Annotated in this window: 23 protein-coding genes and 1 other RNA gene; 7 read left to right on the plus strand and 17 right to left on the minus strand. The window is 32.5% G+C overall.

All coding sequences use genetic code 11. The features are described from left to right. Position 1 precedes the first annotated feature (1 nt). A complete protein-coding gene (gene thrC / locus ACOSP6_RS07800; protein ID WP_422093574.1) occupies positions 2 to 1,285 on the plus strand; it encodes a threonine synthase in 1,284 nt (427 codons plus the stop codon). Positions 1,286 to 1,336: 51 nt separating this feature from the next. Here the strand turns inward: thrC and ACOSP6_RS07805 are convergent, their stop codons facing one another. Beyond that, positions 1,337 to 1,783: a hypothetical protein gene (locus ACOSP6_RS07805; RefSeq protein ID WP_422093573.1), complete on the minus strand. Its 447-nt coding sequence runs from the start codon at positions 1,781 to 1,783 to the stop codon at positions 1,337 to 1,339. A gap of 106 nt (positions 1,784 to 1,889) precedes the next feature. Between ACOSP6_RS07805 and ACOSP6_RS07810 the strand changes: the two genes are divergently transcribed. From ACOSP6_RS07810 to ACOSP6_RS07820, 3 genes are read left to right on the plus strand one after another with little or no spacing between them, the layout of a single operon-like run. Then, a complete protein-coding gene (locus tag ACOSP6_RS07810) occupies positions 1,890 to 4,184 on the plus strand; it encodes a DNA topoisomerase 3 (RefSeq protein ID WP_422093572.1) in 2,295 nt (764 codons plus the stop codon). Then, a complete protein-coding gene (locus ACOSP6_RS07815; protein ID WP_422093571.1) occupies positions 4,185 to 5,225 on the plus strand; it encodes a glycosyltransferase family 4 protein in 1,041 nt (346 codons plus the stop codon). 15 nt (positions 5,226 to 5,240) lie between these two features. Next, entirely contained in the window at positions 5,241 to 5,873 is a 633-nt protein-coding gene (locus ACOSP6_RS07820; RefSeq protein WP_422093570.1) for a sulfotransferase family protein, read from the plus strand. Here the strand turns inward: ACOSP6_RS07820 and ACOSP6_RS07825 are convergent, their stop codons facing one another. After that, positions 5,874 to 6,542 (minus strand): TrmH family RNA methyltransferase, encoded by a 669-nt coding sequence (locus ACOSP6_RS07825; protein ID WP_422093569.1) that lies wholly within the window; start codon positions 6,540 to 6,542, stop codon positions 5,874 to 5,876. Between the two features lie 34 nt (positions 6,543 to 6,576). Between ACOSP6_RS07825 and ACOSP6_RS07830 the strand changes: the two genes are divergently transcribed. Next, positions 6,577 to 7,260, plus strand: coding sequence for an SIR2 family NAD-dependent protein deacylase (locus ACOSP6_RS07830; RefSeq protein ID WP_422093568.1), 684 nt, complete (start codon positions 6,577 to 6,579; stop codon positions 7,258 to 7,260). Here the strand turns inward: ACOSP6_RS07830 and ACOSP6_RS07835 are convergent, their stop codons facing one another. From ACOSP6_RS07835 to ACOSP6_RS07895, 13 genes are all read right to left on the minus strand, one after another. Continuing rightward, a complete protein-coding gene (locus ACOSP6_RS07835) occupies positions 7,261 to 7,641 on the minus strand; it encodes a lipocalin family protein (protein ID WP_422093567.1) in 381 nt (126 codons plus the stop codon). It lies immediately after the preceding gene. 67 nt (positions 7,642 to 7,708) lie between these two features. After that, complete coding sequence (locus ACOSP6_RS07840; RefSeq protein WP_422093566.1) at positions 7,709 to 8,176, minus strand: DUF6495 family protein; 468 nt, start codon at positions 8,174 to 8,176, stop codon at positions 7,709 to 7,711. Beyond that, a complete protein-coding gene (locus tag ACOSP6_RS07845; RefSeq protein ID WP_422093565.1) occupies positions 8,166 to 8,849 on the minus strand; it encodes a peptidoglycan DD-metalloendopeptidase family protein in 684 nt (227 codons plus the stop codon). Before ACOSP6_RS07845 ends, ACOSP6_RS07840 begins: the two co-directional genes overlap by 11 nt. A gap of 63 nt (positions 8,850 to 8,912) precedes the next feature. Continuing rightward, positions 8,913 to 10,637 (minus strand): hypothetical protein, encoded by a 1,725-nt coding sequence (locus ACOSP6_RS07850; protein ID WP_422093564.1) that lies wholly within the window; start codon positions 10,635 to 10,637, stop codon positions 8,913 to 8,915. 71 nt (positions 10,638 to 10,708) lie between these two features. Further along, positions 10,709 to 11,380 (minus strand): Crp/Fnr family transcriptional regulator, encoded by a 672-nt coding sequence (locus ACOSP6_RS07855; protein WP_422093563.1) that lies wholly within the window; start codon positions 11,378 to 11,380, stop codon positions 10,709 to 10,711. A 102-nt stretch (positions 11,381 to 11,482) separates the two neighbouring features. After that, positions 11,483 to 12,319, minus strand: a complete 837-nt coding sequence (locus ACOSP6_RS07860) for a hypothetical protein (protein WP_422093562.1) — start codon at positions 12,317 to 12,319, stop codon at positions 11,483 to 11,485. A gap of 97 nt (positions 12,320 to 12,416) precedes the next feature. After that, positions 12,417 to 13,571: an acetylornithine deacetylase gene (argE, locus tag ACOSP6_RS07865; RefSeq protein ID WP_422093561.1), complete on the minus strand. Its 1,155-nt coding sequence runs from the start codon at positions 13,569 to 13,571 to the stop codon at positions 12,417 to 12,419. A 1-nt stretch (position 13,572) separates the two neighbouring features. After that, a complete protein-coding gene (locus tag ACOSP6_RS07870) occupies positions 13,573 to 14,946 on the minus strand; it encodes a YfcC family protein (RefSeq protein ID WP_422093560.1) in 1,374 nt (457 codons plus the stop codon). Positions 14,947 to 15,037: 91 nt separating this feature from the next. Continuing rightward, positions 15,038 to 17,305 (minus strand): aconitate hydratase, encoded by a 2,268-nt coding sequence (locus ACOSP6_RS07875; RefSeq protein ID WP_422093559.1) that lies wholly within the window; start codon positions 17,303 to 17,305, stop codon positions 15,038 to 15,040. A gap of 149 nt (positions 17,306 to 17,454) precedes the next feature. Then, positions 17,455 to 20,232 (minus strand): bifunctional aconitate hydratase 2/2-methylisocitrate dehydratase, encoded by a 2,778-nt coding sequence (locus ACOSP6_RS07880; protein ID WP_422093558.1) that lies wholly within the window; start codon positions 20,230 to 20,232, stop codon positions 17,455 to 17,457. A gap of 257 nt (positions 20,233 to 20,489) precedes the next feature. Beyond that, positions 20,490 to 20,795: RNase P RNA component class A (gene rnpB / locus ACOSP6_RS07885), an RNA gene on the minus strand. Positions 20,796 to 20,953: 158 nt separating this feature from the next. Then, on the minus strand, positions 20,954 to 22,075 hold the full coding sequence (gene dnaJ / locus ACOSP6_RS07890; RefSeq protein WP_422093557.1) for a molecular chaperone DnaJ: 1,122 nt from the start codon (positions 22,073 to 22,075) through the stop codon (positions 20,954 to 20,956). Between the two features lie 71 nt (positions 22,076 to 22,146). Next, a complete protein-coding gene (locus ACOSP6_RS07895) occupies positions 22,147 to 22,710 on the minus strand; it encodes a nucleotide exchange factor GrpE (protein WP_422093556.1) in 564 nt (187 codons plus the stop codon). A gap of 178 nt (positions 22,711 to 22,888) precedes the next feature. On the opposite strand from ACOSP6_RS07895, the gene ACOSP6_RS07900 reads away from it, so the two are divergent. After that, complete coding sequence (locus tag ACOSP6_RS07900) at positions 22,889 to 23,386, plus strand: hypothetical protein (protein ID WP_422093555.1); 498 nt, start codon at positions 22,889 to 22,891, stop codon at positions 23,384 to 23,386. A gap of 138 nt (positions 23,387 to 23,524) precedes the next feature. Then, positions 23,525 to 23,728, plus strand: coding sequence for a hypothetical protein (locus ACOSP6_RS07905; protein ID WP_422093554.1), 204 nt, complete (start codon positions 23,525 to 23,527; stop codon positions 23,726 to 23,728). Between the two features lie 76 nt (positions 23,729 to 23,804). On the opposite strand, the gene murA is transcribed toward ACOSP6_RS07905, so the two are convergent. Next, entirely contained in the window at positions 23,805 to 25,118 is a 1,314-nt protein-coding gene (gene murA / locus ACOSP6_RS07910) for a UDP-N-acetylglucosamine 1-carboxyvinyltransferase (RefSeq protein ID WP_422093553.1), read from the minus strand. Next, complete coding sequence (locus tag ACOSP6_RS07915) at positions 25,119 to 25,748, minus strand: DUF4290 domain-containing protein (protein WP_422093552.1); 630 nt, start codon at positions 25,746 to 25,748, stop codon at positions 25,119 to 25,121. Positions 25,749 to 25,775 lie beyond the last annotated feature (27 nt).

Consider the following 25,775-nt stretch of genomic DNA (forward strand, 5'->3'; position numbering starts at 1 on the left):
TATGAACTATTTCAGTCTAAATCAACAATCAGAACCTGTTTCTTTTAAAGATGCCGTAATTAATGGGTTAGCTCCTGATAGAGGATTATATTTCCCTGAAAATATTACACCACTTTCGAAAGACTTTATTGATAATATAAGTAAGTATTCAAATGAAGAAATTGCTTTCGAAGCGATTAAACAATTTGTAGGTAATGAAATTCCAGAAAACATTTTAAAACAAATAGTATCTGAAACTATTTCTTTTGAATTTCCAGTTGTAAAAGTGAAAGAAAACATAGGTAGTTTAGAACTTTTTCATGGTCCAACTCTAGCTTTTAAAGATGTTGGTGCACGCTTTATGGCGAGATGTTTAGGTTACTTTAATAAAGATAATTCAAATGACGTTACTGTATTAGTAGCAACATCAGGAGATACAGGCGGTGCTGTTGCTAATGGTTTTTTAGGTGTAAAAGGTGTCGATGTTGTGATTTTATATCCTAGTGGAAAAGTAAGTGATATTCAAGAAAAACAATTAACAACTCTAGGACAAAACATTACTGCTCTGGAAGTTAATGGAGTTTTTGATGATTGCCAAGATATGGTAAAAACAGCATTTTTAGATGATGAAATTTCAAGAACACTAACATCAGCAAACTCCATAAATGTTGCAAGATGGTTACCTCAAATGTTCTATTATTTCTTTGCTTACAAACAATTGCACGAAAATCATCCTAACATCGTATTCTCTGTTCCTAGTGGAAACTTTGGTAACATTTGCGCAGGTCTTATGGCTCAAAAATTAGGTTTACCTATTCGTCATTTCGTAGCAGCTACAAATGTTAATGATACTGTTCCCGAATTCATGAAAAATGGGGAATATACTCCGAAAGCATCGAAAGCCACGATTTCAAATGCAATGGATGTTGGGAATCCGAGTAATTTTATTAGAATTCAACAACTTTTTAATAATAGTTTTAATTCTTTAAAAAGTGGCTTCTCTTCCTATTCTTTTGATGATAGTTCTACCAAAGAAGTTATGAAAAAAATCTATCAAGAAACTAATTACATTGCTGACCCACACGGAGCAGTTGGTTTTTTAGGTTTAGAGAAACACAAATTACAAAGTAATGAATATGGTGTTTTTCTCGAAACTGCTCATCCTATAAAATTTATAGATGTAGTTGAAAGTACATTAAATTTGAAACTAACTATTCCAGAAGAAATAAAAAGCTTAATAAAAAAAGAAAAGAGGTCTATTAAAATAGACTCTTACAAAGAGTTAAAATCGTTCTTAAACAAATAAAAAGTCCGAGATTAAATCTCGGACTTTCAATTTTATATTTCAAAAAACTCATTACTTCTTAAATAACGAAGTAATATCTTCTGCAGTTAATAATCTTGAAACCTTTACTGTTTCAGCTATTTCAGGATCATCACCGCTTGTCATTTGTATTTGTAAGAAAGCTTCACCATCTTCTCTTGAATACTTTAACCATACAATTTGTCCGTTTGCTTTCATTTTTAATGGATCTCTTGGCACATCTTGAAACCCTTTCATTAATCCATTGTATAATTTATCAATATCGTTGTCTACATTCTTAAAGCTAAAGTTTACGTATTCATGACCAATCGCATTAATGTTTTTGAAAAAGAAATTGTAATCATTTTCTCCAACCTTTTCCAAGTAAACATAGCTCACTTTACCAACAATCTCACTCTGACTAGTTTCTAAAAATTCTATCTGCGCGTAAGCTACTGAAGAAGAAACTACAAACAATAACAACAATAATGCTTTTCTCATAATTTTTAATTTAGGGATTTATAATTTTATTAAATCTATTTTAATAACGCCTAAAAATAGAATTATTATATCAATTTTACTATTTTTCGGCGATTAAAAATGTAAAATGAAAGTTTGTATAGCCGAAAAACCTAGTGTTGCCAGAGAAATTGCTAACATTTTGGGTGCCAATACGAAACATGATGGATATTTTGAAGGAAATGGATATGCTGTTACATATACCTTTGGGCATTTATGTACACTTTTAGAACCAAAAGATTATAAACCTTATTGGAAGAGCTGGGATTTAAACAATTTACCCATGCTTCCTGAAAAGTTTGGAACGAAAGTTACAGAAGATTCTGGAATACAAAAACAATTTAAAATTGTAAAGTCTTTATTTGACAAAGCAGATGTTGTAATAAACTGCGGGGATGCCGGTCAAGAGGGAGAATTAATTCAACGTTGGGTAATTAATCAAGCTGAATATAAAGGTAAAGTCCAGCGACTTTGGATTTCTTCGCTTACTGAAGAAGCTATAAAGGAAGGATTTGAAAATCTTAAAGATGATGAGCATTACAATAATCTATATTATGCAGGTTATTCAAGAGCAATTGGCGATTGGTTACTGGGATTAAATGCTACCAGATTATACACCGTAAAATTTGGGGGTTACAAACAAGTTCTTTCTATTGGTAGAGTTCAAACACCAACACTTGCTATGTTGGTTAATCGATATAACGAAATTAAGCACTTTAAACCTGAACCTTATTGGGAACTACAAACTACCTATCGCAATACAATTTTTAATTGTGAGGAAGGTCGGTTTTTAAAAAAGGAAGAAGGACAAGCTTTTGCTGACAAGGTTAAAGAATCAGATTTTGAAATTGTTTCTGTAAAAAAGAAAAAAGGAAAAGATTACGCTCCTAAACTTTTTGATTTAACCGGATTACAAGTTTATTGCAACAATAAGTTTGGTTTCTCAGCAGATGAGACCCTTAAAATTGTTCAGAAACTTTATGAAATGAAAGTTGTTACCTATCCGAGGGTTGATACAACTTTTTTACCGAATGACATTTATCCTAAAGTCGCAGGCATTTTACAACGATTAACGAACTACAGTGAGTTGACCTCTCCTCTACTCGGTAAGAAAATAAAAAAATCCTCAAGAGTTTTTAACGATAAAAAAGTTACGGATCACCACGCGATCATTCCAACTGGTATTCAAACAAATTTACAATACAATCAGCAACAAGTTTATGACATTATTGTTAGAAGATTTATAGCGGTTTTTTATCCTGATAGTGATATTTCAAATACAGCAGTTATTGGAAAAGCTGATGAAGTTTCTTTTAAAACAACTGGAAAAGAAATTCTCACAAAAGGTTGGCGTGTTGTGTTTGAATACAACGAGGAACCCAAAAAAATAAATACCGAACAAAGTATTTTACCAAACTTTGAGAAAGGCGAAAAAGGCCCTCATGAACCAAGTTTTTTAGAAAAAGAAACAAAACCACCAAGAAACTACACCGAAGCAAGTTTATTACGTGCTATGGAAACTGCTGGTAAACAAGTGGACGATGATGAAATGCGAGAGTTAATGAAAGAAAATGGAATTGGAAGACCATCTACTCGAGCAAGTATTATCGAAACTTTATTTAAAAGAAAATACATTGAGCGTCAAAAAAAATTAGTTGTTCCAACACAAACAGGAATTGATTTAATTGAACTTATTGACAACGAACTTCTGAAATCCGCCGAATTAACTGGACTTTGGGAAAAGCGTTTAAAAGAAATTGAACGTGGTGAATATCATGCAAGTAACTTTATTAAACAGATGAAAAAAATGGTTGATCATTTGGTGTATGAAGTTCGTTCTAGTAAAAAAACAGCCAGACTTTCGGCTGAAAACAACATTCAGGAAAAAGTTAGTCCAAAGAAAAGTTCAAGTACTAAAAAAACAGTAGTTGGAAAAGATTGTCCAAAATGTAAAAAAGGAAATTTATTAAAGGGAAGTTCTGCTTATGGATGTTCTAATTACAAAAATGGGTGCGATTTTACGCTTCCTTTCTCTTTTTTAGAAAAAAAGATTTCAGAAAATCAGCTTATTCGTCTATTAGATAAAGGAAATACAACAAACTTAAAAGGTTGGAATACTGAGAATGGTAAAGTAGAAGGTTTGATTCGTTTTGATGATAATTTTAACTTAAAGCTAGAAACGAAAAAGAGCACTAAAATTCCTGATGTAATTACATGCCCTAGATGTAAAAAAGGAACTGTTTTAAAAGGAAAATCAGCATATGGATGTTCCGAACATAGTAATGGATGTACTTATGTTGTTCCGTTTACAAGAATTAAAGAACTTGCCAAGGGAAAAGATTTAACCAAAGAATTAGTTTATAAAATCTTGTTGTCCCAATAAATGACGAAAGAACAAATCATTATAATAACGCCTTATAGAAATTCATTTATCGATAATGATATTGAAATATTTTCGACTGAATTTCATGTAGTTATAAATGATTATAATTGGAAACGAAAATCTTTATATCCCATATTTGCAATTCGTCAGCTGTTCTTTCTTTTAAAAAATATTAGAAAAACAAAGAAAATATTAATTGAATTTGGTGGATACTGGGCAGTTTTGCCAACTCTACTGGGTAAAATATTCAAAGTACCAACTGCTATAGTATTACATGGCACTGATTGCGCAGTCATTACTCATATTAATTATGGAAGTATGAGAAAGTCCTTAGTTAAAAAGGTTTGCGGTTTTTCATACAGGCAAGCATCTATATTATTACCCGTAAGTGATTCTTTAATTCATACTGAAAGTAAATATACATTACAAGAAAATGTTCAAGGAATTAAACATTACTTTCCTAATTTAAAAACACCACACAAGGTTATATACAATGGTTTAGATATAAAGTTTTGGAGGCGATTAAAGGAGATTAACAAAGAGGAGAAAAGATTTCTAGCAGTATTTTCAGAAAGTCAATTCATTCATAAAGGTGGAGATTTAATTATAGCCGTTGCTAAAAAATTTACTGATTGCAAATTTTATATTGCTGGTTGCGAAAACATCGGTTTTAATAATGTTCCAAAAAACGTCCAATTTCTAGGAAGACTTAGTAATAAAGAATTACTAAACGAGTACAACAAATCTCAATACTATTTTCAATTATCTATTTTCGAAGGATTTGGTCTATCACTTTGCGAGGCAATGTTATGTGAATGCATTCCCATAGTATCATCGGTAAATATATTACCAAAAATCATTGGAGATTCAGGTTATGTGCTCGAAAAAAACGATTCATACCAACTGGAAAAAATTATTTGTAAAGCCATTGAAAATACCAATAAAAATCAATTCGGAGCAAAAGCTAAAAACAGAATTGTTGAGAATTTCAGTCTTGAAAAAAGAGCGAATGAATTAATTAATACGTTAAGAAGTTTATAAACTAAAATATTTATAATGAATAATATTTCTAAATTGTTGCTAGTTGTAGGTTGTCAAAGGAGTGGAACCACTTTATTAGCATCAATGCTTGGTGGTCATTCTGAAATAAATATGCTAATTGAATCTACAAGTAAAGACATTCTTAAACTCGCAGGAAAAAAATATAGTGGTAATAAATTAATTTGTTGGAGACAAATAAGAATGCATCAAAGACCCAGTAAATTTGGCCATTTAATGAATCGTATCTTTAACCTTGACTTTACTATAAAATCGAGTAAATTTCATAACAACAAACGCTATCCTACCTCTAAACTGTCTATTGAAGATTATATAGATCGTAAATCGAAAATAATCACTATTGTAAGAGATGAATCAGAGGTGCTAAATAGTATGCTGAGCAGAACACAAATGAATTTACGTCAAGCTAAAAATGAGTATGATAAAACTATAACGATGATTAATGAAATTAAACAATACGATGATTCGTTTCATATCAGTTTTTCAGACTTAATTCACGATACGGAAAATACGTTACATAAAGTTTGTGAATTTCTCGAGATAGATTTCGAAAAAAGAATGCTTCAAGGTGTCGAATACAATATATTCTATCCTAATAATAAGATTATTAAAGAAAAATCGAAAAGCTAATTACTTTTGATTATAAAATAAGCTTTTATGCTGTTCAACATTTTTTATTGAGCTTTCAACCCAACGAGCATAAATTTCTTTCTGTTCTTTTTCAGTTAATTGCCAATTAACATTGGACTTTCTCAATCGTGTTGTTACATCTTGTAAAACAATAGCAGCAGCAACAGAAATATTTAAACTTTCGGTAAAACCAACCATTGGAATTTTTAAATATCCATCTGCATTTTCCATCATAAAATCAGAAACTCCCTCTCTTTCAACGCCAAAAACAAAGACCGACTTTTTTGAAATATCAAAATCTGACAGATAGCAAGAATCATTATGTGGAGTTGTAACTATTATCTGATAATTTTGCTTTTTTATTTCGTTAAAACATTCCTGAGTATTATTCGTGTCAGATTTATAACGATGAAAATCTAACCATTTTTGACTCCCTTTTGCAATCCTTCTAGAAACTTTATTTACATGGCTATTTTCTATCGTATAAACATCCTGAATGCCAAAGACATCACAACTTCGAACAACTGCGCTAGCATTATGAGATTGAAAAATATTTTCTAACACTACCGAAAAGTGTTTCGTTCTATTTTTTAAAACCTCTTTAAAATTTAGCCTTCTACTCTCAGTAACAAAATTCTCTAAATACTTTAATAACTCCTCATCTATCATATGACAAACATATAAAAATTATTATTTTAGACTAATGAAAAAAATAGTGGTTTTAACAGGCGCTGGCATTAGTGCCGAAAGCGGAATTAACACTTTTAGAGACGCAAATGGTTTGTGGGAAGGACATGAGATTATGAAAGTAGCTTCACCTCAAGGTTTTAAAAACAATCCTAGTGTGGTATTAGATTTTTATAATAAACGCAGACAGCAATTATTTCAAGTAAATCCAAATCAAGCACATCATAATTTAAAAAAATTAGAAGAAAAATACGAAGTTCATATAGTAACCCAAAATGTTGATGATTTGCATGAAAGAGCAAATAGCAAAAACGTTTTGCACTTGCATGGGGAACTTTTAAAAGCAAGAAGTTCTGTTGTAAATGATTTTATATGCTATTGGAATAAAGATATTATGATTGGCGACTTAGCTGATGACGGATCACAATTAAGACCTCACATTGTATGGTTTGGTGAAGACGTTCCTATGTTAGAAAAAGCAATAAATATAACAGAACAAGCAGATATTCTAGTCATCGTAGGTACATCTATGCAAGTTTATCCTGCAGCTAGTTTAATTAATTTCACAAAAGAAGAAACCCCAATATATTTTATTGATCCAAAACCATATGTAAACAAAAACGCCTTTAATAATTTAACTATTATTAAAGACGTTGCTACCTCGGGGACAGATAAGCTATTAAATATACTTATGTATTAACTACTTAATATATGTAATCATAAGATTATCATCTGCTGCTCCCTTAACATCTTCCACAACTTCAACGATAAGTCTGTCGTTTGAAATTTCAATAATTCTGTGGAATATAGTTTCAGAACCTGAAATTTTAATCGTTTTCTTTACCTTATCATAATTCCAAGAAAAAGTTTCTAATTCTCCAAAATGAGATTCTTCGACTTTTCCGTCTTTTGTGAATAATAACCATTCGTCTTGCTTATTAGCTGACATTTCAGGTTCTTCACCTTTCTCTTGAATTGATTCGATAAACCACTTACCAGAAGTTAGTATACCTTCTACATCTTGAGCTTTCACTGTAAAAGACACTAGACCTAAAAATAATGTTAATACTATTTTTTTCATTATATACAGATTGTGTTTCTATTCAAAAATAAGCAAAAGTTAGACCAAAAAATATATTTGTTAATAATTAACTTATAATTTTTTCGAAAAAAGTGAACAAATCGCCGTTAGAAATGGTGCTTCCTTTTTCTATTAAGTCAAAAATTTCAAGATTTCTCTCATTAGAATATTCTTTTCTGCCTTGTAAAAAAGATACTTCTTGAGAATTATAATGCTCTAACAACCAATTATAACCATTTTGTGTTAATAAATCAACCTCTTTATCAACTTTAATAACGATTCTTTTGATTTCTTTATCATCACACTTAAATAAATTAAGTGTTTTCGGTGAAACATGTTCTAAATATTTGGTTCGATTTAATACATCTTCCCAAACTACATCACTGAATAAATTCATCTCCTCTTCAGCTAATGAAGGATTCTCAGACTTAATGGTTGTCCATTCTTTAGCATCAATACTCTGAGTGGCTAAAAACTTTGAAAACTCTTCATGCAAAGACTCGAACTGTTCCTTTGTTAGTTGTCTATATTTCATTTGGCAATTTTAAGAGTAAATTTGGATTTGGACAATTTTGTTTATAGAAATCAAGATCTTTTTTCGAAGCAACTCCAGGATAATCTCCTTTAAAATCTTGTATATCTAAAATAAGTTGGAAGTGAAGATGAGGAGCATAATCGCCATTTATAGTACTTTTCCCTAAAGTCGCGATTACTTGACCTTGTTTTACTTTTTGACCGACTTCGAGGTTTTCTAAAGACTCAAGAGACAAGTGTCCATATAGTGAATAAAATTCTTTTCCTTGCTCATTATGCTTGACGATAATTGTTGGGCCATAATCGCCATGATTCAAATTGTTTTTGAAACTATGAATCTCGCCAGCTAAAACAGAAAGAACTTTAGTACCTGAATCGCACCACAAATCTAAACCAAGATGAATATTTCTTTCTTCATCTTCACTTGAATTGAAGTAAGCACTTCTTTTGTATATATCTCTTTTTTCAATATACCCTCCGAAGGCAACCTTTGCTTTTCTATCTTTCAAAAATTCATCTAAAAAAAATTTCCATTCCTTCGAAGAAGAAACATCGAATGTTTCTAAGGCTTTGTTATCGGACGATATTGAAATTGGTGTGTATTCTTTTAACGAAATATTTTCATCAATTACTTTTAAAGCTTTTGATGAAATGGTATTTAAAAACTCTATCATTTCGTAAAAATAAAGAAGTGCAGCCAGATAAACCAACTGCACTTCGAAAACTCGGAATTATAACTAGTTTCTATTAACTGTTATCGAATTTGAGAGGTCAAAACATCCTTTTAAATCATTGGCGTTTTTACCCATTTCTAGTCCTTCCAATCCATCTTCATATCGGATGTACCAGATTAAACACACTCCTACTCCTGCTCCATCAAAATTTACACCTTCTAATACTGTCATGGTTGGTGGTAAACCTAATATGTTACCCATATCATCCGTTACTATAAAAGAACTATTTGCTCCAACAGAATTTCCTGTCAAAGTTATTCCTGACACATTATCTGCTGTACCATCTACAGTGAAGTTAAAAGGTCCGCCGTTCAAAGTACCAGCTTCTGTTGGCGAACAGCGAAATACTTCAATTGAATTAGATAAACTGAATAAACCTCGTAAATCATTAGCATTTTCACCCACTTCTAATCCTTCCAATCCATCTTCGTAACGGATATACCAGATTAAACAAGTACCTGCTCCAGCTCCATCGAAGTTCACTCCTTCTAGTGCTGACATTGTAGGAGGTAATCCTAAAATATTTCCAGAATCATCTGTAACAATGAACGAACTATTTGTACCAACCGGTGAACCAGTAATTGATACACCTGAAACGTTATCTGCAGTCCCATCAACAGTAAACTTAAATGGACCTCCTGTTAAAGTTCCTGCTACTGGAGCAGCAACTCTATCTACGATAATTTCATTAGATAAATCAAAACATCCAGATAAGTTATTAGCGTTTTGGCCCATAGCTAACCCTTGAATTCCGTCTTCATATCGTAAATACCATATCAAACATCTTCCTTCACCAGCTCCTTCAAAATTTACACCTTCTAAATCTGACATTGTCGCTGGTAATCCTAAGATATTTCCAGAATCATCAGTAACAATGAAAGTACTATTAGATCCTGTTGGCATTCCCGTAACCGCAATTCCAGAAACATTATCTGCAACACCGTCTCCAACTCCAAATTTAAAAGGTCCTCCTGTTAAAGTTCCTGCTTCGGTTTTAGATCTAATTACATCAATTGAATTTGATAAACTAAACACTCCCTCTAAATCATTAGCATTTTTCCCTGCTTCTAAACCAAGTAAACCATCTTCATAGCGGATGTACCAAATCAAACATTTGCCTGCTCCGGCTCCATCAAAATCAACACCTTCTAAATCAGTCATAGTAGTTGGTAATCCTAAGATATTTCCAGTATCATCTGTAATTATAAACGAACTATTTGAACCAACTGGTGATCCAGAAACAGTTACACCAGAAACATTATCAACAGTGCCATCAACACAAAAATTGAATGGACCTCCATTTAACATTCCTGCTACTGGCCCTCCATTTCTATTAACAGTAATAGAATTAGAGAGATCAAAATTTCCTTTCAAATTATTGGCGTTTTGCCCAACTTCAGCTCCTTCGATGCCATCTTCAAATGCTAAATGCCAAATTAAACAAACTCCAACTCCAGCTCCATCAAAGTTTACTCCTTCTACAGCCTCTAAGGTTGGTGGTAATCCTAAAATATTACCAGCATCATCTGTAATTACATACGTAGTATTTGCTCCTTGAATATTACCCGTTAAGGTAATTCCTGATACGTTATCTACTTTTCCATCAACGAAAAAAGTAAAAGGCCCACCACTTAGTGTACCTCCTTCTGTTATAATTACTTTATCATCATCGTCACAAGATGTAAAAGTCAGTGTTAATGCTAAAAATCCTAACAATAATTTTCTCATGGTTATTACTTTATTATGGTTTCTACAAAGTTATTCCGCGAGAATTTCATAAAATGTAAGCTAGCTTACATTTAGGCTATTTTTTTCAATAATCTGATCTCTTTTCTATTAAAATCAATAATTTGATTATGCTTTAATTCGTTTAAAAGTGAATTTAATGTTGGACGTGAAGTTCCAATTAAGGAAGCGATATCTTTTTGTGTATAAGGATGTTTTATGATGTGATCTCCTGTTTGATCACACTCATACCCGTAATCTTCGCACAACTCATCTAAAAACTCTAAAAGTCTGGTTTTAGCATCTTTAAAAAGTAGTAATTCTAATCTACGCTCCAATCGTTTTATTCGTAAACCAATAAACTTATATATTTTAAAGCTTATCGAAACATTATCTCTCATTAATTGAAACATTGTGTCTTTCGATACAGGACAAATTGAAGTAGTATTATCTATAGATTGAGCAAATTCATTTCTTTTATCAATTCCCAACAATGCTTTTTCACCAAAAATTTCACCTTTGGTTAAAATCGCTTTTATTACCTCTTCCCCATCTTCGGTATAATAACCTAATTTAACCTTACCTTTATCAATAAGATAGATTTTATTAGCGTTATCGTCAGTAAAATAAATGTAATCGCTCTTCTTGTAAGTATCAATATCGTGTTCTTTCTTATATGCTGGATATTTATGGGGACACAATATTTTAAAGAGATTTACATCTTCGAAATACCATAAAGCACTCATAGTTTTGCAAGTTTGATAGTATTCAGTCAAGGAGAAACACAAAACCTTACAAAAAAGCCCTGATTTTTTTCAGGGCTTGCATATCTCGGTTAGTTATTTCTATTATCTTAATTCGTAAGTATAATCTTGAGTAAAAGTAGCGCTAACACTACCATCAGGCAAATAAGTTTTCTTTACCATTTTTGTTGGGTACCCGTCGTCATTATAAATATACTCATACGATCGTCTAATAAAATTTATACCAGAATTAAAATTAAAGGTAGAAACATTAACTGGATTGTTTGATTGATACCTAACATCCCAATCAATTCCTGTACCGTCTGTAGCATAAGGTAAAGCTATTTCGTTAATTGCCTCTCCGAAATAAGGTTTATAATAACTATCGTAACTCCAAGTTTCATCATCTAAAGGATCATAAAAATCATTATTCGAGTTATAAACACTTAATAACTTCCCTTCAAAATTATTACCGCTGCCATATCCAGAAACATCGTAATAGCGATTATGATTATTACTGTTATAGTTATCCATCGATGTAAAAACATAAACATTATCTACTTCTCCAGTTGCATAATAATCGTACTTCGTGTAGAAAATAGAACTATTGTAATGATTATCTCTTTTAACTTCAATAATGCGTCCTAAATTATCGTAAACAAAATTAACCGTGTAATATGGAATATTAGGCTTGGTAACACTTTTAATCGTAACTACCTTATTATTTGAGTTATAGATAAACTCCCGGTAATACGCATCAGTTTCATTCTTAATTAAACGATTCTTGCTATCATATGTAAATCGTAATTCGGATGATCCATTCGCACTAGTGTTTACAATTTTACTCACATATAACTCTTTCGTTATGACATCAATAATTGAATCATTATTTGAACATGACACAAAAATTGTCAATAGAACTATTAGAAACGTATTTTTCATTTTCATTGTAATTAAATTTAACAGCTAAATATACTAAGATTTATTGCTTGATGTACACCATAATCTCAGCAATTATTAAACTTACTACCTATTTGTTTTAATTTTTTTTACTGATCTTATCTACTAAATTCTCAATCATTTGAACACCTAGATTTAATTGATCAATAGAGACGAATTCATTTGCTCTATGAGCCTGTTCAATTGAACCAGGACCGCAAATAATACTTTCGAAACCAGCTTCAGCAAATTGACCAGCTTCTGTGGCATATGCCACATAACTTGGAATATTATTTCCTGTAATCTCCGAAACTAAATCTACAATTGATGCTTCTTCATCTGTTTGTAAGCCAGGAACCGGTGGATGTAGTAATTCATTTTCAATTTTAAACTCTGGAAAAAGCTTTCTTTTTTCTTCTTGAAGCTCGTTGCAATACTCTTGAAAATCATTTACAATATCCATAATATTATCTTCTGGAATTGATCTAACATCCCATTGAAATATTGTATTCCCAGCAACAACATTTGTAGCTATCCCTCCTGTTATTTGGCCAACATGTAAAGTTGAATGAGGAGGTAAAAAAGATTCATTTCTTGTTTGGGAAGCTAACTCTTTCATCTTATTTTCTAGCCATAATATTAACCTTGTACTTTCATGAATTGCACTGACTTCTTTCTCAATTCTACTACTATGTCCTTGACTTCCATTTACTTTAGTTTCAACATATAAAATCCCTTTTTGTCCTACGATTGGTTGCATCATTGATGGTTCTCCAATGATTGCATATTTAGGCTTTTCAGAATAATAAGATTTTATATGTTCCGCTAATTCAGGCGCTCTTAAACAACCAATTTCTTCATCATAAGAAATCGCAAAATAGATTGGAATAGACAAATCTACCTGAACCATTTTAGGTAAAACTGATAAAAAACAAGCTAAATAGCCTTTCATATCACAGGCTCCTCGTCCATATAACTTACCTTCTTTTTCAACCAGTTCAAAAGGATTTGTTTCCCAAGGTTGACCTTTTACAGGAACAACATCTGTATGACCAGAGAGAATAACTCCTCCATCTACAGCAGGTCCAATTCTACAATGCAATGAGGCCTGAGTTTTATCTTCATTATAAACATAAACAGTTTCAATATCATATTGCTTTATATAGTCAGCAATCCAATTTACTAAATCAAGATTATTTTGTTTACTTAACACATCAAAACTAACAAGTTTTGCTAATATCTCTTTGGCTGTCATTCTAATAATTTATAAAAGTAGCGATTGTTAAAACCGTCCATGAAAGTACTAATATTATAATCACTAACGGTAAAATAAATTTAAACCATCTATTTAATGGAACTCTGCACATACTTAGCATTCCGATTAATCCACCTAAAGTTGGATTTACCAAATTCGTAACACCATCGCCAATTTGAAATGCTAAAATCGTAGTTTGTCGAGTTAATCCCAAAACTTCTCCTAATGGAATCATTACAGGTAACGTTGCTAAAGCCTGTCCACTTCCTGATGGAATAAATAAATTAATCACACCTTGTGAAATGGACATCCCTACTGCTGCAAAGAACTGAGGTAATCCTTGCAATATATTTGCCATTTCATAAGAAATTGTATCTCCTATATTACTCATATCCATCAATACTTTTATAGTTGTTGCAAAACCAACCATAAATGCACCAGGAGCGGCTTTAGAAACGGACTTTAGAACTGTTTCACTAAAGGTGTTTTGATTCATCCCAGAAACTAAACCAATTAAAATGGCTATCATTAAAAAAATTGCAGATAACTCAATAAAGTACCATTTGTAAGTAAAAACTCCCCAAACTATAATTCCTAGACCAACAATAAAAATTGCTAAAACGATACTATTTACTCTGGAAATTCTATATTCAGCTATTGGTTTTGATAATTGAATTCCACTTTCATCTAATCCTTTTCCAAGAGACTTGGAAGGATTTTCTGAAATTCTTTTTAAATACCTAATATTATAAACAGCCAATATAAAAAGAGCTGCAATACATAATAGACTTCTTAAAACCGCTCCCGAAAATAAGGGTAGTTCTGCCAATTTATGTCCAATTCCAACTGTGTAAGGATTTATAGGTGATAAGCCAAAACCTATCGTAACAGCTGCTACAGAAATTCCCGCAGCTAAAATTAAATCTCCACCAATTGCTATACTTAATACAGCAGCAATGGGAATCATGGCAATATTGTGCTCATAGCCTACGAACACTCCTAAAGCTCCATAAAAAAATGTAATTAAAAATACTATAAGATATCTTTTTTCATTTCCTAGCTTTCTTACTAATGTTCCTGCCGCATTTTCAATAGCTTTTGATTTTTCGATTACTCCGAACATAATTCCACCTGCTAGTACGATAAAAATAATATTCACCGCAGTTTGAAATCCCAGAGGAATAGCTTTGAATATATCAAATACGTTCACAGGAGTGCTTTCAATAACTTGATATGAGTTAGGAATAACCCGATTTCTTCCTTCTATTAAAACTCTTTCAAATTTTCCCGCAGGAATGAAATATGTTAATGCTGATACCAATAAGATTATGATGAATAATAAAGTTAAAGCGTGAGGAATTTTAATGTTTTTCAAGAGTGTGATTTAAAAATGAACATTTCTACCAAAAATAAAAAAGTGCAGTTAAATACTGCACTTTCTTTTATATTATTTGGTATCGAGAAATTTAAGCATTTTCTTTTTTAATTAAATTTAATGCCGAACCTTCGTTATACCATTGAATCTGACCTTCGTTATAAGTGTGATTCACTTTTATTACATCCTTAGAGCCATCTTTATGAACTACTTCAATATGTAATGGTTTGTCTGGAGCGAATTCATTAAGATCTAAGAAATTGAAAGTATCATCTTCTTGAATTAAATCATAATCAGCCTCATTAGCAAAAGTTAAACCTAACATACCTTGTTTTTTAAGGTTCGTTTCGTGAATACGAGCGAACGATTTCACAATTACGGCTACCACTCCTAAATGACGCGGTTCCATAGCTGCATGCTCTCTAGATGATCCTTCACCATAGTTATGGTCTCCAACAACAACTGTAGGTATACCAGCTGCTTTGTAAGCTCTTTGCGTTGCAGGCACTGCGTCGTACTCTCCTGTAATTTGACTCTTAACAAAGTTTGTTTGTTTGTTATAAGCATTTACAGCTCCAATTAAACAGTTATTTGAAATATTATCTAAATGACCACGATAACGTAACCATGGACCAGCCATTGATATGTGGTCTGTTGTACATTTACCATAAGCTTTAATTAATAGCTTAGCTCCTTTAATTTCATTACCAATTGGTTCAAAAGGAGTTAGCAACTCTAAACGATCTGAATTAGGATCTACTACAACCTCTACACTACTTCCGTCTTTAGCTGGACTTATGTATCCATTTTCTTTTACCTCAAATCCCTTAGGTGGTAATTCCCATCCTGTTGGTTCATCAAGCATTACTTCTTCTCCATTCTCATTAATTAACTTATCTGTTAATGGATTAAAATCTAATCTACCTGCAATTGCTATAGCTGCTACTAGCTCTGGTGAAGCTACAAAAGCATGTGTATTTGGATTTCCATCAGCACGTTTTGCAAAGTTTCTGTTGAATGAATGAACAATACTATTTTTAGGTGCATTTTTTGGATCTTCATAACGAGCCCATTGACCAATACATGGTCCGCAAGCATTAGTGAAAATTGTTGCATCTAACTTTTCAAAAACTTGTAAGATACCATCACGTTCTGCTGTATATCGCACTTGTTCAGAACCTGGGTTAATACCAAATTCCGCTTTTGTTTTTAATCCTTTATCTAAAGCTTGTTGAGCAATTGAAGAAGCACGAGATAAATCTTCATAAGAAGAATTTGTACAAGAACCAATTAGTCCCCATTCTACCTTTAAAGGCCAATCATTATCGTTTGCCTTTTTAGTCATATCGCTTCCTACTTCTGTAGATAAATCTGGAGTGAAAGGTCCATTTAATAAAGGCCCTAATTCTGATAAATTAATTTCAATCACCTGATCGAAATACTGCTCTGGATTTGCATATACCTCAGGATCCGCAGTTAAATATTCTTTAACTTTATTAGCTTCATCAGCAACATCTTCTCTATCCGTTGCACGTAAATAACGTTCCATTGATTCATCGTAACCAAAAGTGGATGTTGTTGCTCCAATCTCAGCTCCCATATTACAAATAGTTCCTTTCCCTGTACATGACATAGCTGTTGCACCTGGTCCAAAATATTCTACAATAGCATCAGTTCCTCCTTTAACAGTCAATATTTCTGCTACTTTCAAGATAACATCTTTTGGAGCAGTCCAACCTGATAATTTACCAGTTAACTTTACTCCTATTAATTTAGGAAACTTCAATTCCCAAGGCATTCCCGCCATTACATCTACTGCATCAGCTCCACCAACTCCAATTGCTACCATTCCTAAACCTCCTGCATTTACAGTATGAGAATCAGTACCAATCATCATTCCTCCTGGGAATGCATAATTCTCCAAAACTACTTGGTGAATAATTCCTGCTCCAGGTTTCCAAAATCCAATTCCATATTTATTTGAAACTGACTCTAAAAAGTTAAAAACTTCATTACTTGTATTTAATGCATTTTGTAAATCGCTACTCGCACCATTTTTCGCTTGAATTAAGTGATCACAATGTACTGTAGTTGGCACTGCTACCTTAGGTTTTCCAGCTTGCATAAATTGTAACAATGCCATTTGAGCAGTAGCATCCTGACAAGCCACTCTATCCGGAGCAAAATCAACATAATCTTTTCCTCTACGAAAAGCTTTTGTCGTTTTACCATCCCAAAGATGAGAATATAATATTTTTTCTGCTAAAGTTAGAGGTTTTCCAGTAATCTCACGTGCAGAATCTACTCGTTCAACTACTTTACTATACACCTCTTTAATCATTTCTATATCGAAAGCCATAAGTTTGAGTTGTTTTTAATCTGTTTCACGAATTTAAGAAAAAATGAGTTTAAATTTCCGATGAATTGATTATTAAACTCTATTCCTATATAAACAAAAAAAAGCCCAAGTCTATGACTTGAGCTTTTTTTAATATGATTTTAAACCAATTACATTACCAATTGTTTCTGAGATGGTTTAAACTTAGTCAATTCAATTCCTGCAACCGCAGCTTGATATTCTTCTAATGTTGGAGTTCTTCCCAAAATTGAAGATAATACAACTACAGGCGTTGATGATAATAAAGATTCTCCTTTTTTCTCTTGTGAATCTCTTACAACACGACCTTGGAATAAACGAGTTGAAGTTGCCATTACAGTATCTCCTGGCTCCGCTTTTTCCTGGTTACCCATACAAAGGTTACATCCTGGACGCTCTAAATATAATACGTTTTCATACTTTGTACGAGCAGCTGCTTTTGGTGCATCATCATCAAAAACAAATCCAGAATATTTAGCTAAAACATCCCAGTCACCTTCAGCTTTTAACTCATCAACAATGTTATACGTTGGAGGAGCAACAACTAATGGTGCGTTAAATTTAACTTCACCTTGTTGAGCTTCAATGTTCTTTAACATCTGAGCTAAAATTTTCATATCTCCTTTGTGAATCATACATGACCCCACAAATCCTAAATCAACTTTCTTAGTTCCACCATAGAAAGATAAAGGTTGAATGTTATCGTGAGTATAACGTTTAGAAACATCTTCATTATTTACATCTGGATCGGCAATCATTGGTTCAACAATCTTGTCTAAATCAATTACAACTTCTGCGTAATACTTAGCATCAGCATCTGGTCTTAAAGCCGGTCTTCTACCAGACTCTAATTCAGCAATACGATTATTCGCTTTATCAACTAAACCTTGTAAAACTTGTTTCTCATTATCCATTCCTTTATCAATCATAATTTGAATACGATCTCTAGAAATTTGTAATGATTCAATTAATGTTTCATCTTCTGAAATACAGATAGAAGCTTTCGCTTTCATTTCTGCAGTCCAATCTGTAAAAGTAAATGCTTGATCAGAAGTTAATGTACCGATATGAACTTCGATGATTCTTCCTTGGAATACATTCTCTCCTTCAAACTGATCTAACATTTGTTGTTGTGTAGCGTGAACCACATCACGGAAATCCATATAAGGAACCATATCTCCTTTGAAAGTTACTTTAACTGACTCAGGAATTGGCATTGTTGCTTCACCAGTTGCTAAAGCTAAAGCTACTGTTCCAGAATCCGCTCCGAAAGCAACACCTTTTGCCATTCTTGTATGAGAATCTCCACCAATAATAACATCCCAATCGTCAACTGCAATATCATTTAATACCTTATGAATTACGTCAGTCATTGGATGATATTTTCCTTTTGGATCACGCCCAGTAATTAAACCGAAATCATTCATAAACTTCATTAATCTTGGGATGTTCGCTTTAGACTTGTCATCCCAAACAGAAGCTGTGTGACATCCTGATTGATATCCTGCATCTACTATTGGAGAAATTACAGTAGCTGCCATCATTTCTAACTCTTGAGAAGTCATTAATCCTGTAGTATCTTGAGAACCTACAATATTAACTTCTACACGAGTATTTGAACCTGCATGTAAAGTAACACCTGGAGTATTTCCTACAGCATTTCTGTTGAAAATTTTCTCTACAGCTGTTAATCCCTGACCTTCAATAGAAATTTCTTTAGAAGGAGCATATACTTGAGGAACATCAATTCCTAAAGCTTTACAAGCAAACGTTTGTAATTTCTTTCCAAAAACTACTGCGTAAGAACCTCCAGCTTTGATAAACTCCATTTTTTGAGGAGTTAACGCAGTTGAAATGTCTTTTAATTCTTTATCTCCGTTGTATAATTTCTTTTCTTTTGTATTAATTGTAAGAACTGTACCAGTTTTAACAGAATATACTTCTTTTAAAATTGGGTCTCCTTCTTGATCAACAATAGTATTACCATTCTCGTCTTTTTGCTTAACCCAGTTCTTTAAATCGATTCCAATTCCTCCTGTAACACCAACTGTAGTTAAGAAAATTGGAGCGATTCCGTTTGTTCCAGCAATTACTGGTGCAATATTAATAAAAGGTACATAAGGACTAGAAGGAATACCTGTCCATAACGCAACATTATTAACACCTGACATACGTGAAGAACCAACTCCCATTGTTCCTTTCTCTGCGATTAACATTACACGTTTATCTGGATGTTGTTTCTGTAATGCTAATAATTCATTTTGCATATCTTTATTATGCTCAAACATAGATTGACCGTGTAACTCACGATCTGATCTTGAATGTGCATCTGCACCTGGTGAAAGTAAATCTGTAGAGATATCTCCAACACCTGCTATATATGTTACTACTTCAATCTTTTCATCTATCTCTGGTAACTTTGTAAAGAACTCCGCTTGTGCATAACTTTCTATAATTTCCTTAGCGATGGCACTTCCAGATTTCATTGCTTCTTCTAAGCGTTCAGTATCAGCTTCGTATAAAAACACTTGTGTTTTTAATACTTTAGCTGCTTCATTTGCAATTACATCATCATTTCCTAAAGCTAAATCTAAAAGTACTTCTACTGAAGGACCTCCTTTCATGTGAGATAACTGCTCAAAAGCAAATTCAGAAGAAATTTCCTCAACTATAGTTTCTCCTAAAATGATTTCTTTTAAAAACTTAGCTTTTACGCCAGCAGCACTTGTAGTACCTGGTAAAGTATTATATATAAAAAAGTGAAGAGAATCTTTTCTGTGTGGATTGTTAGCATCTTTAATTTGCGCTATAACCTCACTTAATAATTCTGCTCCGTCGATTGGTTTTGGATGCAAACCTTGACTCTTTCTCTCTTCAATCTCTTGAATGTAATCTTTGTAAGTATTCATAAATCTTTTTAATGTTAAAGGCTGTTATGAAATCGTTTTCGTTAATTTCAATCAAGCAAAAGTACGACTTTAGCCAATATTTTAAAAATAAACAATGAAAGTTGAAAATAACTGATAATTTAATAATTTTAAACTCTAAAAATAAGAATAACACAGTTTTAACAAGCTTAAAAAGTTAAAATTTTACCATATTCACAATCCAACCAATAAACTTCTCAGAACTAAAACTTTATAATTATTCTAAATAAGCAAGTAAAGAAAAAAGCAGATCAATAAGCCGGATTCTGTAACTTAAAAAGTTCTTATCATTTATCTAGGTTTATGATTACTCATAAAATCTATCTGCCTACCCCTTAGAATTGTGCGAGTAGCACTCAAGCTCTAATATACGTGGCATTGCACCGCATAGAGTTTACCTGATTTCACTACAGCATTACCTGTACATTCTTTCTGTTGCACTTGTCCTCAGTTTACACTGGACGGATGTTATCCGCTATGCTTACTCTCTGGTGTCCGGACTTTCCTCTTTGACTTAACTCAAAGCGATAAGACTGATCTGCTAGTTATATTTTCAAAAATGTTTTCATAAAAAAACCCACTCAAAGATTGAGTGGGAAAATTGCTATGAAAAAGAAAAAGTATCTAGGACGTCTCCTAGATGATACAAATATATTATATTTTTTCCATGTAACAATAAAAAAATAAAAAAAACTTTATTTTTTTAAGAGAACATGTCTTTTACCTTTTCGAAAAATGATTTATCTGATTTTTGAGGGTTTGGTGAGAAATTATCATCACTTAACATAGACTCAAAAAATTTCTTCTGCTCTTTATTTAGTTCTTGAGGTGTCCATACATTAATATGAATCAAGAAATCACCATTTCCATATCTCTCGATACTTGGTAATCCTTTTCCTTTAAGTCTTAAAATTTTTCCAGATTGCGTACCCGCATCTATTTTAATTTTCACTTTTCCCGTAACAGTTTCAATTTCTTTTGATGTACCTAAAACCGCTTCAGAAAAATTAATGTATAAGTCGTAATGTATATTACTTCCTTCTCGTTTTAATGTATCATGTTGAACTTCCTCAATTAAAACTAATAAATCTCCAGGAATAGAATTTTTACCAGGAGCTTCGTTCCCTTTACCTCCTACTTTTAATTGAACACCTTCCGTAACTCCCTCTGGGATATTAATCGAAACGGTTTCCTCTTTTACGACCATTCCTTGTGCGTCAGCATTACTTGGCCTGTTGTCAATCATTTCACCAGCACCTTGACAAGTTCCACAAGTAGTTGCTGTTTGCATTCTACCTAAAATAGTGTTCGTAACACGCATTTGCTGCCCAGAACCGTTACAAGTTGAACAGGTTTTATAGGTAACTCCATCAGCTTGAACTTTACGACGAACTTTCACTTTCTTTTCTACTCCTTTAGCTATTTCTTCTAAAGTAAGTTTAACACGAATACGTAAATTCCCTCCTTTTACTCTTGCCTGACGACGACCGCCACCACCAAAACCACCGAAGCCGCCTCCAAAAGCTCCTCCGAAAATATCTCCGAACTGACTGAATATGTCATCCATATTCATTCCGCCGCCACCGAAGCCACCACCACCCTCAAAGGCAGCATGACCGAACTGATCATAACGAGCTTTCTTTTGTTCATCACTAAGCACTTCATATGCCTCTGCACATAATTTGAACTTCTCCTCAGCTTCTTTATTATCAGGATTTTTATCAGGGTGATACTTTATCGCCATTTTACGATATGCTTTCTTAATTTCTGCTTGAGTAGCAGATTTAGAAACTCCTAATACTTCGTAATAATCTTGTTTTGCCATATTCTCTCAATTGACAATTAACAATCAGCAACAAATCATTGGCAATTGATAATTGATAATTATTAATTGTTTTATGATTGCGCCACAACAACTTTTGGGTGACGAATGATTTTATCTCCTAACTTATACCCTTTTTCTACACAATCAATAATTTTACCTTTTAAATCATCAGAAGGTGCAGGAATTTGAGTTATCGCTTCATGAGTATCTGCATCAAAACTATCTCCTTGTTTAACCTCTATTGCTACTAATCCTTTTTGCTCCAAAGTCTTTAGTAGTTTTTGATAAATTAGTAAAACTCCTTTTCTTAATTCTTCGGCCTCTTTATCATCTTCAATATGTGTCAATGCTCTTTCAAAATCATCCAAAATTGGCAGTAAAACTGTCATTAATTCCTGACCTGCCGTTTTAAATAATTCTATTCTTTCTTTAGTTGTGCGTTTTTTATAATTTTCGAACTCTGCAAAAAGACGTAAATATCTATCTTTTTCAACTTGCAATACATCTTCTATTGATTGTTCTTCTTGCTTAGCTTCTTCCTTGTCATTAGTAATATCCTCGGGCTTAATCTTTAATTCATCATTTTCGATTGCATCCCTTATCTCGTCTTCTTTCGTATATTCTCCTTTACTCATTGTAAATAATTTCTTGATATTTTCTGTTACAAAACTAGCAAGAATACTGCCATTACAGAAATTGTGTCATAATGACATTGATGAAATATGGAAAATGTTAATTTTTAAATATAAACTTGATTACCGATTCTTTTTTTTTGCTAAATTACTGAATAGTAACATAAAACATTCCCTAATTATGAAAAAAGCTTTATTAAATTTAGCTGCAGCCAGCTTAATGTTAATTGTAGTTTCTTGTAAAAAAAATCCAGCCGAAAGTCCAGAACACAAAGCTTTGGTAGCTGAGCATGAAACTATGATGAAAACCCATGAAGAAATTGAAAAGAAACATGCTGAGATGACTGATGACCACAGCAAAATGGTATCTTCACACAAGGATCTAGAAAATGATTCCACTCATGTAGCTAATGAAGAAAAACATGCTAGTATTTTAAGTACACATACTGCTCTTATTGAAAAACACAAGAAGCTAGTTGAAGAACATAAAATACTTGAAAAGAAACATGCTACTGGTCAAGTAAACTTAGAAGAAATGACTAAGGATCATGAAAAATTAAAAAAACAACATCTTGAAATGATTGATGAGCATCATAAAATGCTAAAAGAACATGAGATGGTAAAATCCGAAGACACCAAGATGTTAGAAGAACACAAAGAAGAAACTTCTAAAGAATAACACAGTTTAATTGTGATAAATAAAAAAGACATCCAAAATTTAGATGTCTTTTTTTATTCATGTCAGTTTTGTAAGCAAATAGTTTTTTATTTTTAGGGAGTTTAATCAAATATTAATTTTTAAAGTCCCTTTGGAATTATGAAAAAAACAATTTTAAATGTACAAGGTGCTACTCAATTAAGTAAAGCACAACAGCAAGAAGTTAAAGGAGGAATCGATTTAATTGGTTACGGAGATTTAAGTAAATGTGGTTGCGATTGCGCCGGAAGAGTAACTGGACCTCTTTATTGCCACAAGTTGATTGCTTGCCCTCAGGTTTATACTTGTGAAGAAACTATGTAAAATTATTTTTTTTACTAACAAAAAAGGCATCTGTAAAAACAGATGCCTTTTTTATATTCTAAGATTTTACGTTTAGTTAATCTTCTATTCTTTCAATTTTAGCTCCCAGTACTTGAAGTCTTGGAACAATTCGTTCATAACCACGATCAATTTGCTCAATATTATTAATAATACTTGTTCCTTTAGCAGATAAAGCTGCAATTAATAATGAAATTCCTGCTCTAATATCTGGTGATGTCATTTTTGTTGCTTTCAATTGACTCTGGAAATCATGACCAATTACGGTCGCTCTATGTGGGTCACATAAAATCACTTTAGCTCCCATATCAATCAGTTTATCAACAAAGAACAAACGGCTTTCAAACATTTTTTGATGAATTAACACTGTTCCTTTAGCCTGTGTAGCAACCACAAGAACAATACTTAATAAATCAGGAGTAAAACCAGGCCAAGGTGCATCTGCCACAGTTAATACAGAACCATCAATATAATTCTGAATTTCATAGCTTTCTTGTTCCGGAATATAAATATCATCACCTTTTTTCTCTAGAGTGATTCCCAGTTTTCTAAATACATTAGGAATTTGCCCTAAATCTTTCCAGCTAACATCTTTTATAGTTAATTCAGACTTGGTCATTGCAGCCATACCAATCCAACTACCAATCTCTATCATATCAGGAAGAATTCTATGTTCACATCCACCTAAACTCTCAACACCTTCAATAGTTAAAAGGTTGGAACCAACACCTGAAATTTTAGCCCCCATACTATTTAACATTTTAGAAAGTTGTTGAATATACGGTTCACAGGCTGCGTTATAAATTGTAGTCGTTCCCTTTGCTAAAACAGCCGCCATTATAATATTAGCTGTTCCAGTTACAGAAGCTTCATCTAATAGCATGTCAGTTCCTGTTAAGCCGCTTTCAGCTTCTACACCATAAAAATACTCTTCTTTATTATATCTAAATTTAGCTCCAAGATTAATAAATCCTTCGAAATGCGTATCTAAGCGACGTCTTCCAATTTTGTCTCCTCCTGGACGCGGAATATATCCTTTTCCAAAACGAGCTAACAATGGACCAACAATCATGATTGAACCTCTCAAAGAACTTCCATCTCTCTTAAATTCTGGACTCTCTAAATATTTTAAATTGATTTCATCAGATTGAAAACTGTAAGAATTATCTCCTAACTTTTCGATTTTCACACCTAACTCACCTAAAATAAAAATCAACTTATTTACATCAATAATATCGGGAATATTATTAATAATTACTTTTTCTGGAGTTAATAAAACTGCACAAATAATTTGTAAAGCTTCATTTTTCGCTCCTTGTGGAATAATTGTTCCTTTTAGTCTATGTCCTCCTTCAATTTTAAAAGATGCCATTTATTTTTTTCTGTTTTTAGAATTTTTGTTACTTGTTTTTTTCTTTCCTTGAGAACTTCTAGTTCTTTGAACACTTCTTGCATCTACCAATTCTTCATCTCTACCTTTGAAGTTGATTTTACCGTCAGTCAATTCGAACAAATGATCAAAAATTACTTCATCATCAACATTATCTTTGTTCCAATTCAAATAGCACTTCTTCATATGATTTGCAATAGCAAAAGCTAAGGCTTCTTTCATATCACCATCTTCCCAGGTTAACGCAACATCAATCATTGTTTGAATATTCGTTCCATAAAAACGATACTTCGAAGCAGATTTTGGATATGGTAATGGTTCTGGTTTTTCTCTTAACTCTTCTTGAGAAGGCTGCTCATAAGGAGAATCAACATCTAATTTAAAATCAGACATAATATGTAACTGATCCCATAATTTATGCTTAAAATCAGGCACATCTCTTAAATGAGGTTGTAAATTTCCCATTACATCAATGATAGCCTTTGCCATTGTGTTTCTCTCTTCTTTAGAAGGTAAGTTTACACAATGATCTACAAGTTTTTGTATATGTCTCCCATATTCTGGGATAATTAGTTTTGTTCTTCCTGAGTTATATTCTAAATCAAACGTCATATTCATTATATTTATCGCAAAGTAAGG

Source organism: Tenacibaculum sp. MEBiC06402 (assembly GCF_049239625.1).
Taxonomy (GTDB): Bacteria; Bacteroidota; Bacteroidia; order Flavobacteriales; family Flavobacteriaceae; genus Polaribacter.

Coding starts and splice junctions, on each gene's coding strand:
- thrC (WP_422093574.1), top strand. CDS start 2: ATGAACTATTTCAGTCTAAATCAACAATCAGAACCTGTTTCTTTTAAA.
- ACOSP6_RS07805 (WP_422093573.1), bottom strand. CDS start 1,783: ATGAGAAAAGCATTATTGTTGTTATTGTTTGTAGTTTCTTCTTCAGTA.
- ACOSP6_RS07810 (WP_422093572.1), top strand. CDS start 1,890: ATGAAAGTTTGTATAGCCGAAAAACCTAGTGTTGCCAGAGAAATTGCT.
- ACOSP6_RS07815 (WP_422093571.1), top strand. CDS start 4,185: ATGACGAAAGAACAAATCATTATAATAACGCCTTATAGAAATTCATTT.
- ACOSP6_RS07820 (WP_422093570.1), top strand. CDS start 5,241: ATGAATAATATTTCTAAATTGTTGCTAGTTGTAGGTTGTCAAAGGAGT.
- ACOSP6_RS07825 (WP_422093569.1), bottom strand. CDS start 6,542: ATGATAGATGAGGAGTTATTAAAGTATTTAGAGAATTTTGTTACTGAG.
- ACOSP6_RS07830 (WP_422093568.1), top strand. CDS start 6,577: ATGAAAAAAATAGTGGTTTTAACAGGCGCTGGCATTAGTGCCGAAAGC.
- ACOSP6_RS07835 (WP_422093567.1), bottom strand. CDS start 7,641: ATGAAAAAAATAGTATTAACATTATTTTTAGGTCTAGTGTCTTTTACA.
- ACOSP6_RS07840 (WP_422093566.1), bottom strand. CDS start 8,176: ATGAAATATAGACAACTAACAAAGGAACAGTTCGAGTCTTTGCATGAA.
- ACOSP6_RS07845 (WP_422093565.1), bottom strand. CDS start 8,849: ATGATAGAGTTTTTAAATACCATTTCATCAAAAGCTTTAAAAGTAATT.
- ACOSP6_RS07850 (WP_422093564.1), bottom strand. CDS start 10,637: ATGAGAAAATTATTGTTAGGATTTTTAGCATTAACACTGACTTTTACA.
- ACOSP6_RS07855 (WP_422093563.1), bottom strand. CDS start 11,380: ATGAGTGCTTTATGGTATTTCGAAGATGTAAATCTCTTTAAAATATTG.
- ACOSP6_RS07860 (WP_422093562.1), bottom strand. CDS start 12,319: ATGAAAAATACGTTTCTAATAGTTCTATTGACAATTTTTGTGTCATGT.
- argE (WP_422093561.1), bottom strand. CDS start 13,571: ATGACAGCCAAAGAGATATTAGCAAAACTTGTTAGTTTTGATGTGTTA.
- ACOSP6_RS07875 (WP_422093559.1), bottom strand. CDS start 17,305: ATGGCTTTCGATATAGAAATGATTAAAGAGGTGTATAGTAAAGTAGTT.
- ACOSP6_RS07880 (WP_422093558.1), bottom strand. CDS start 20,232: ATGAATACTTACAAAGATTACATTCAAGAGATTGAAGAGAGAAAGAGT.
- dnaJ (WP_422093557.1), bottom strand. CDS start 22,075: ATGGCAAAACAAGATTATTACGAAGTATTAGGAGTTTCTAAATCTGCT.
- ACOSP6_RS07895 (WP_422093556.1), bottom strand. CDS start 22,710: ATGAGTAAAGGAGAATATACGAAAGAAGACGAGATAAGGGATGCAATC.
- ACOSP6_RS07900 (WP_422093555.1), top strand. CDS start 22,889: ATGAAAAAAGCTTTATTAAATTTAGCTGCAGCCAGCTTAATGTTAATT.
- ACOSP6_RS07905 (WP_422093554.1), top strand. CDS start 23,525: ATGAAAAAAACAATTTTAAATGTACAAGGTGCTACTCAATTAAGTAAA.
- murA (WP_422093553.1), bottom strand. CDS start 25,118: ATGGCATCTTTTAAAATTGAAGGAGGACATAGACTAAAAGGAACAATT.
- ACOSP6_RS07915 (WP_422093552.1), bottom strand. CDS start 25,748: ATGACGTTTGATTTAGAATATAACTCAGGAAGAACAAAACTAATTATC.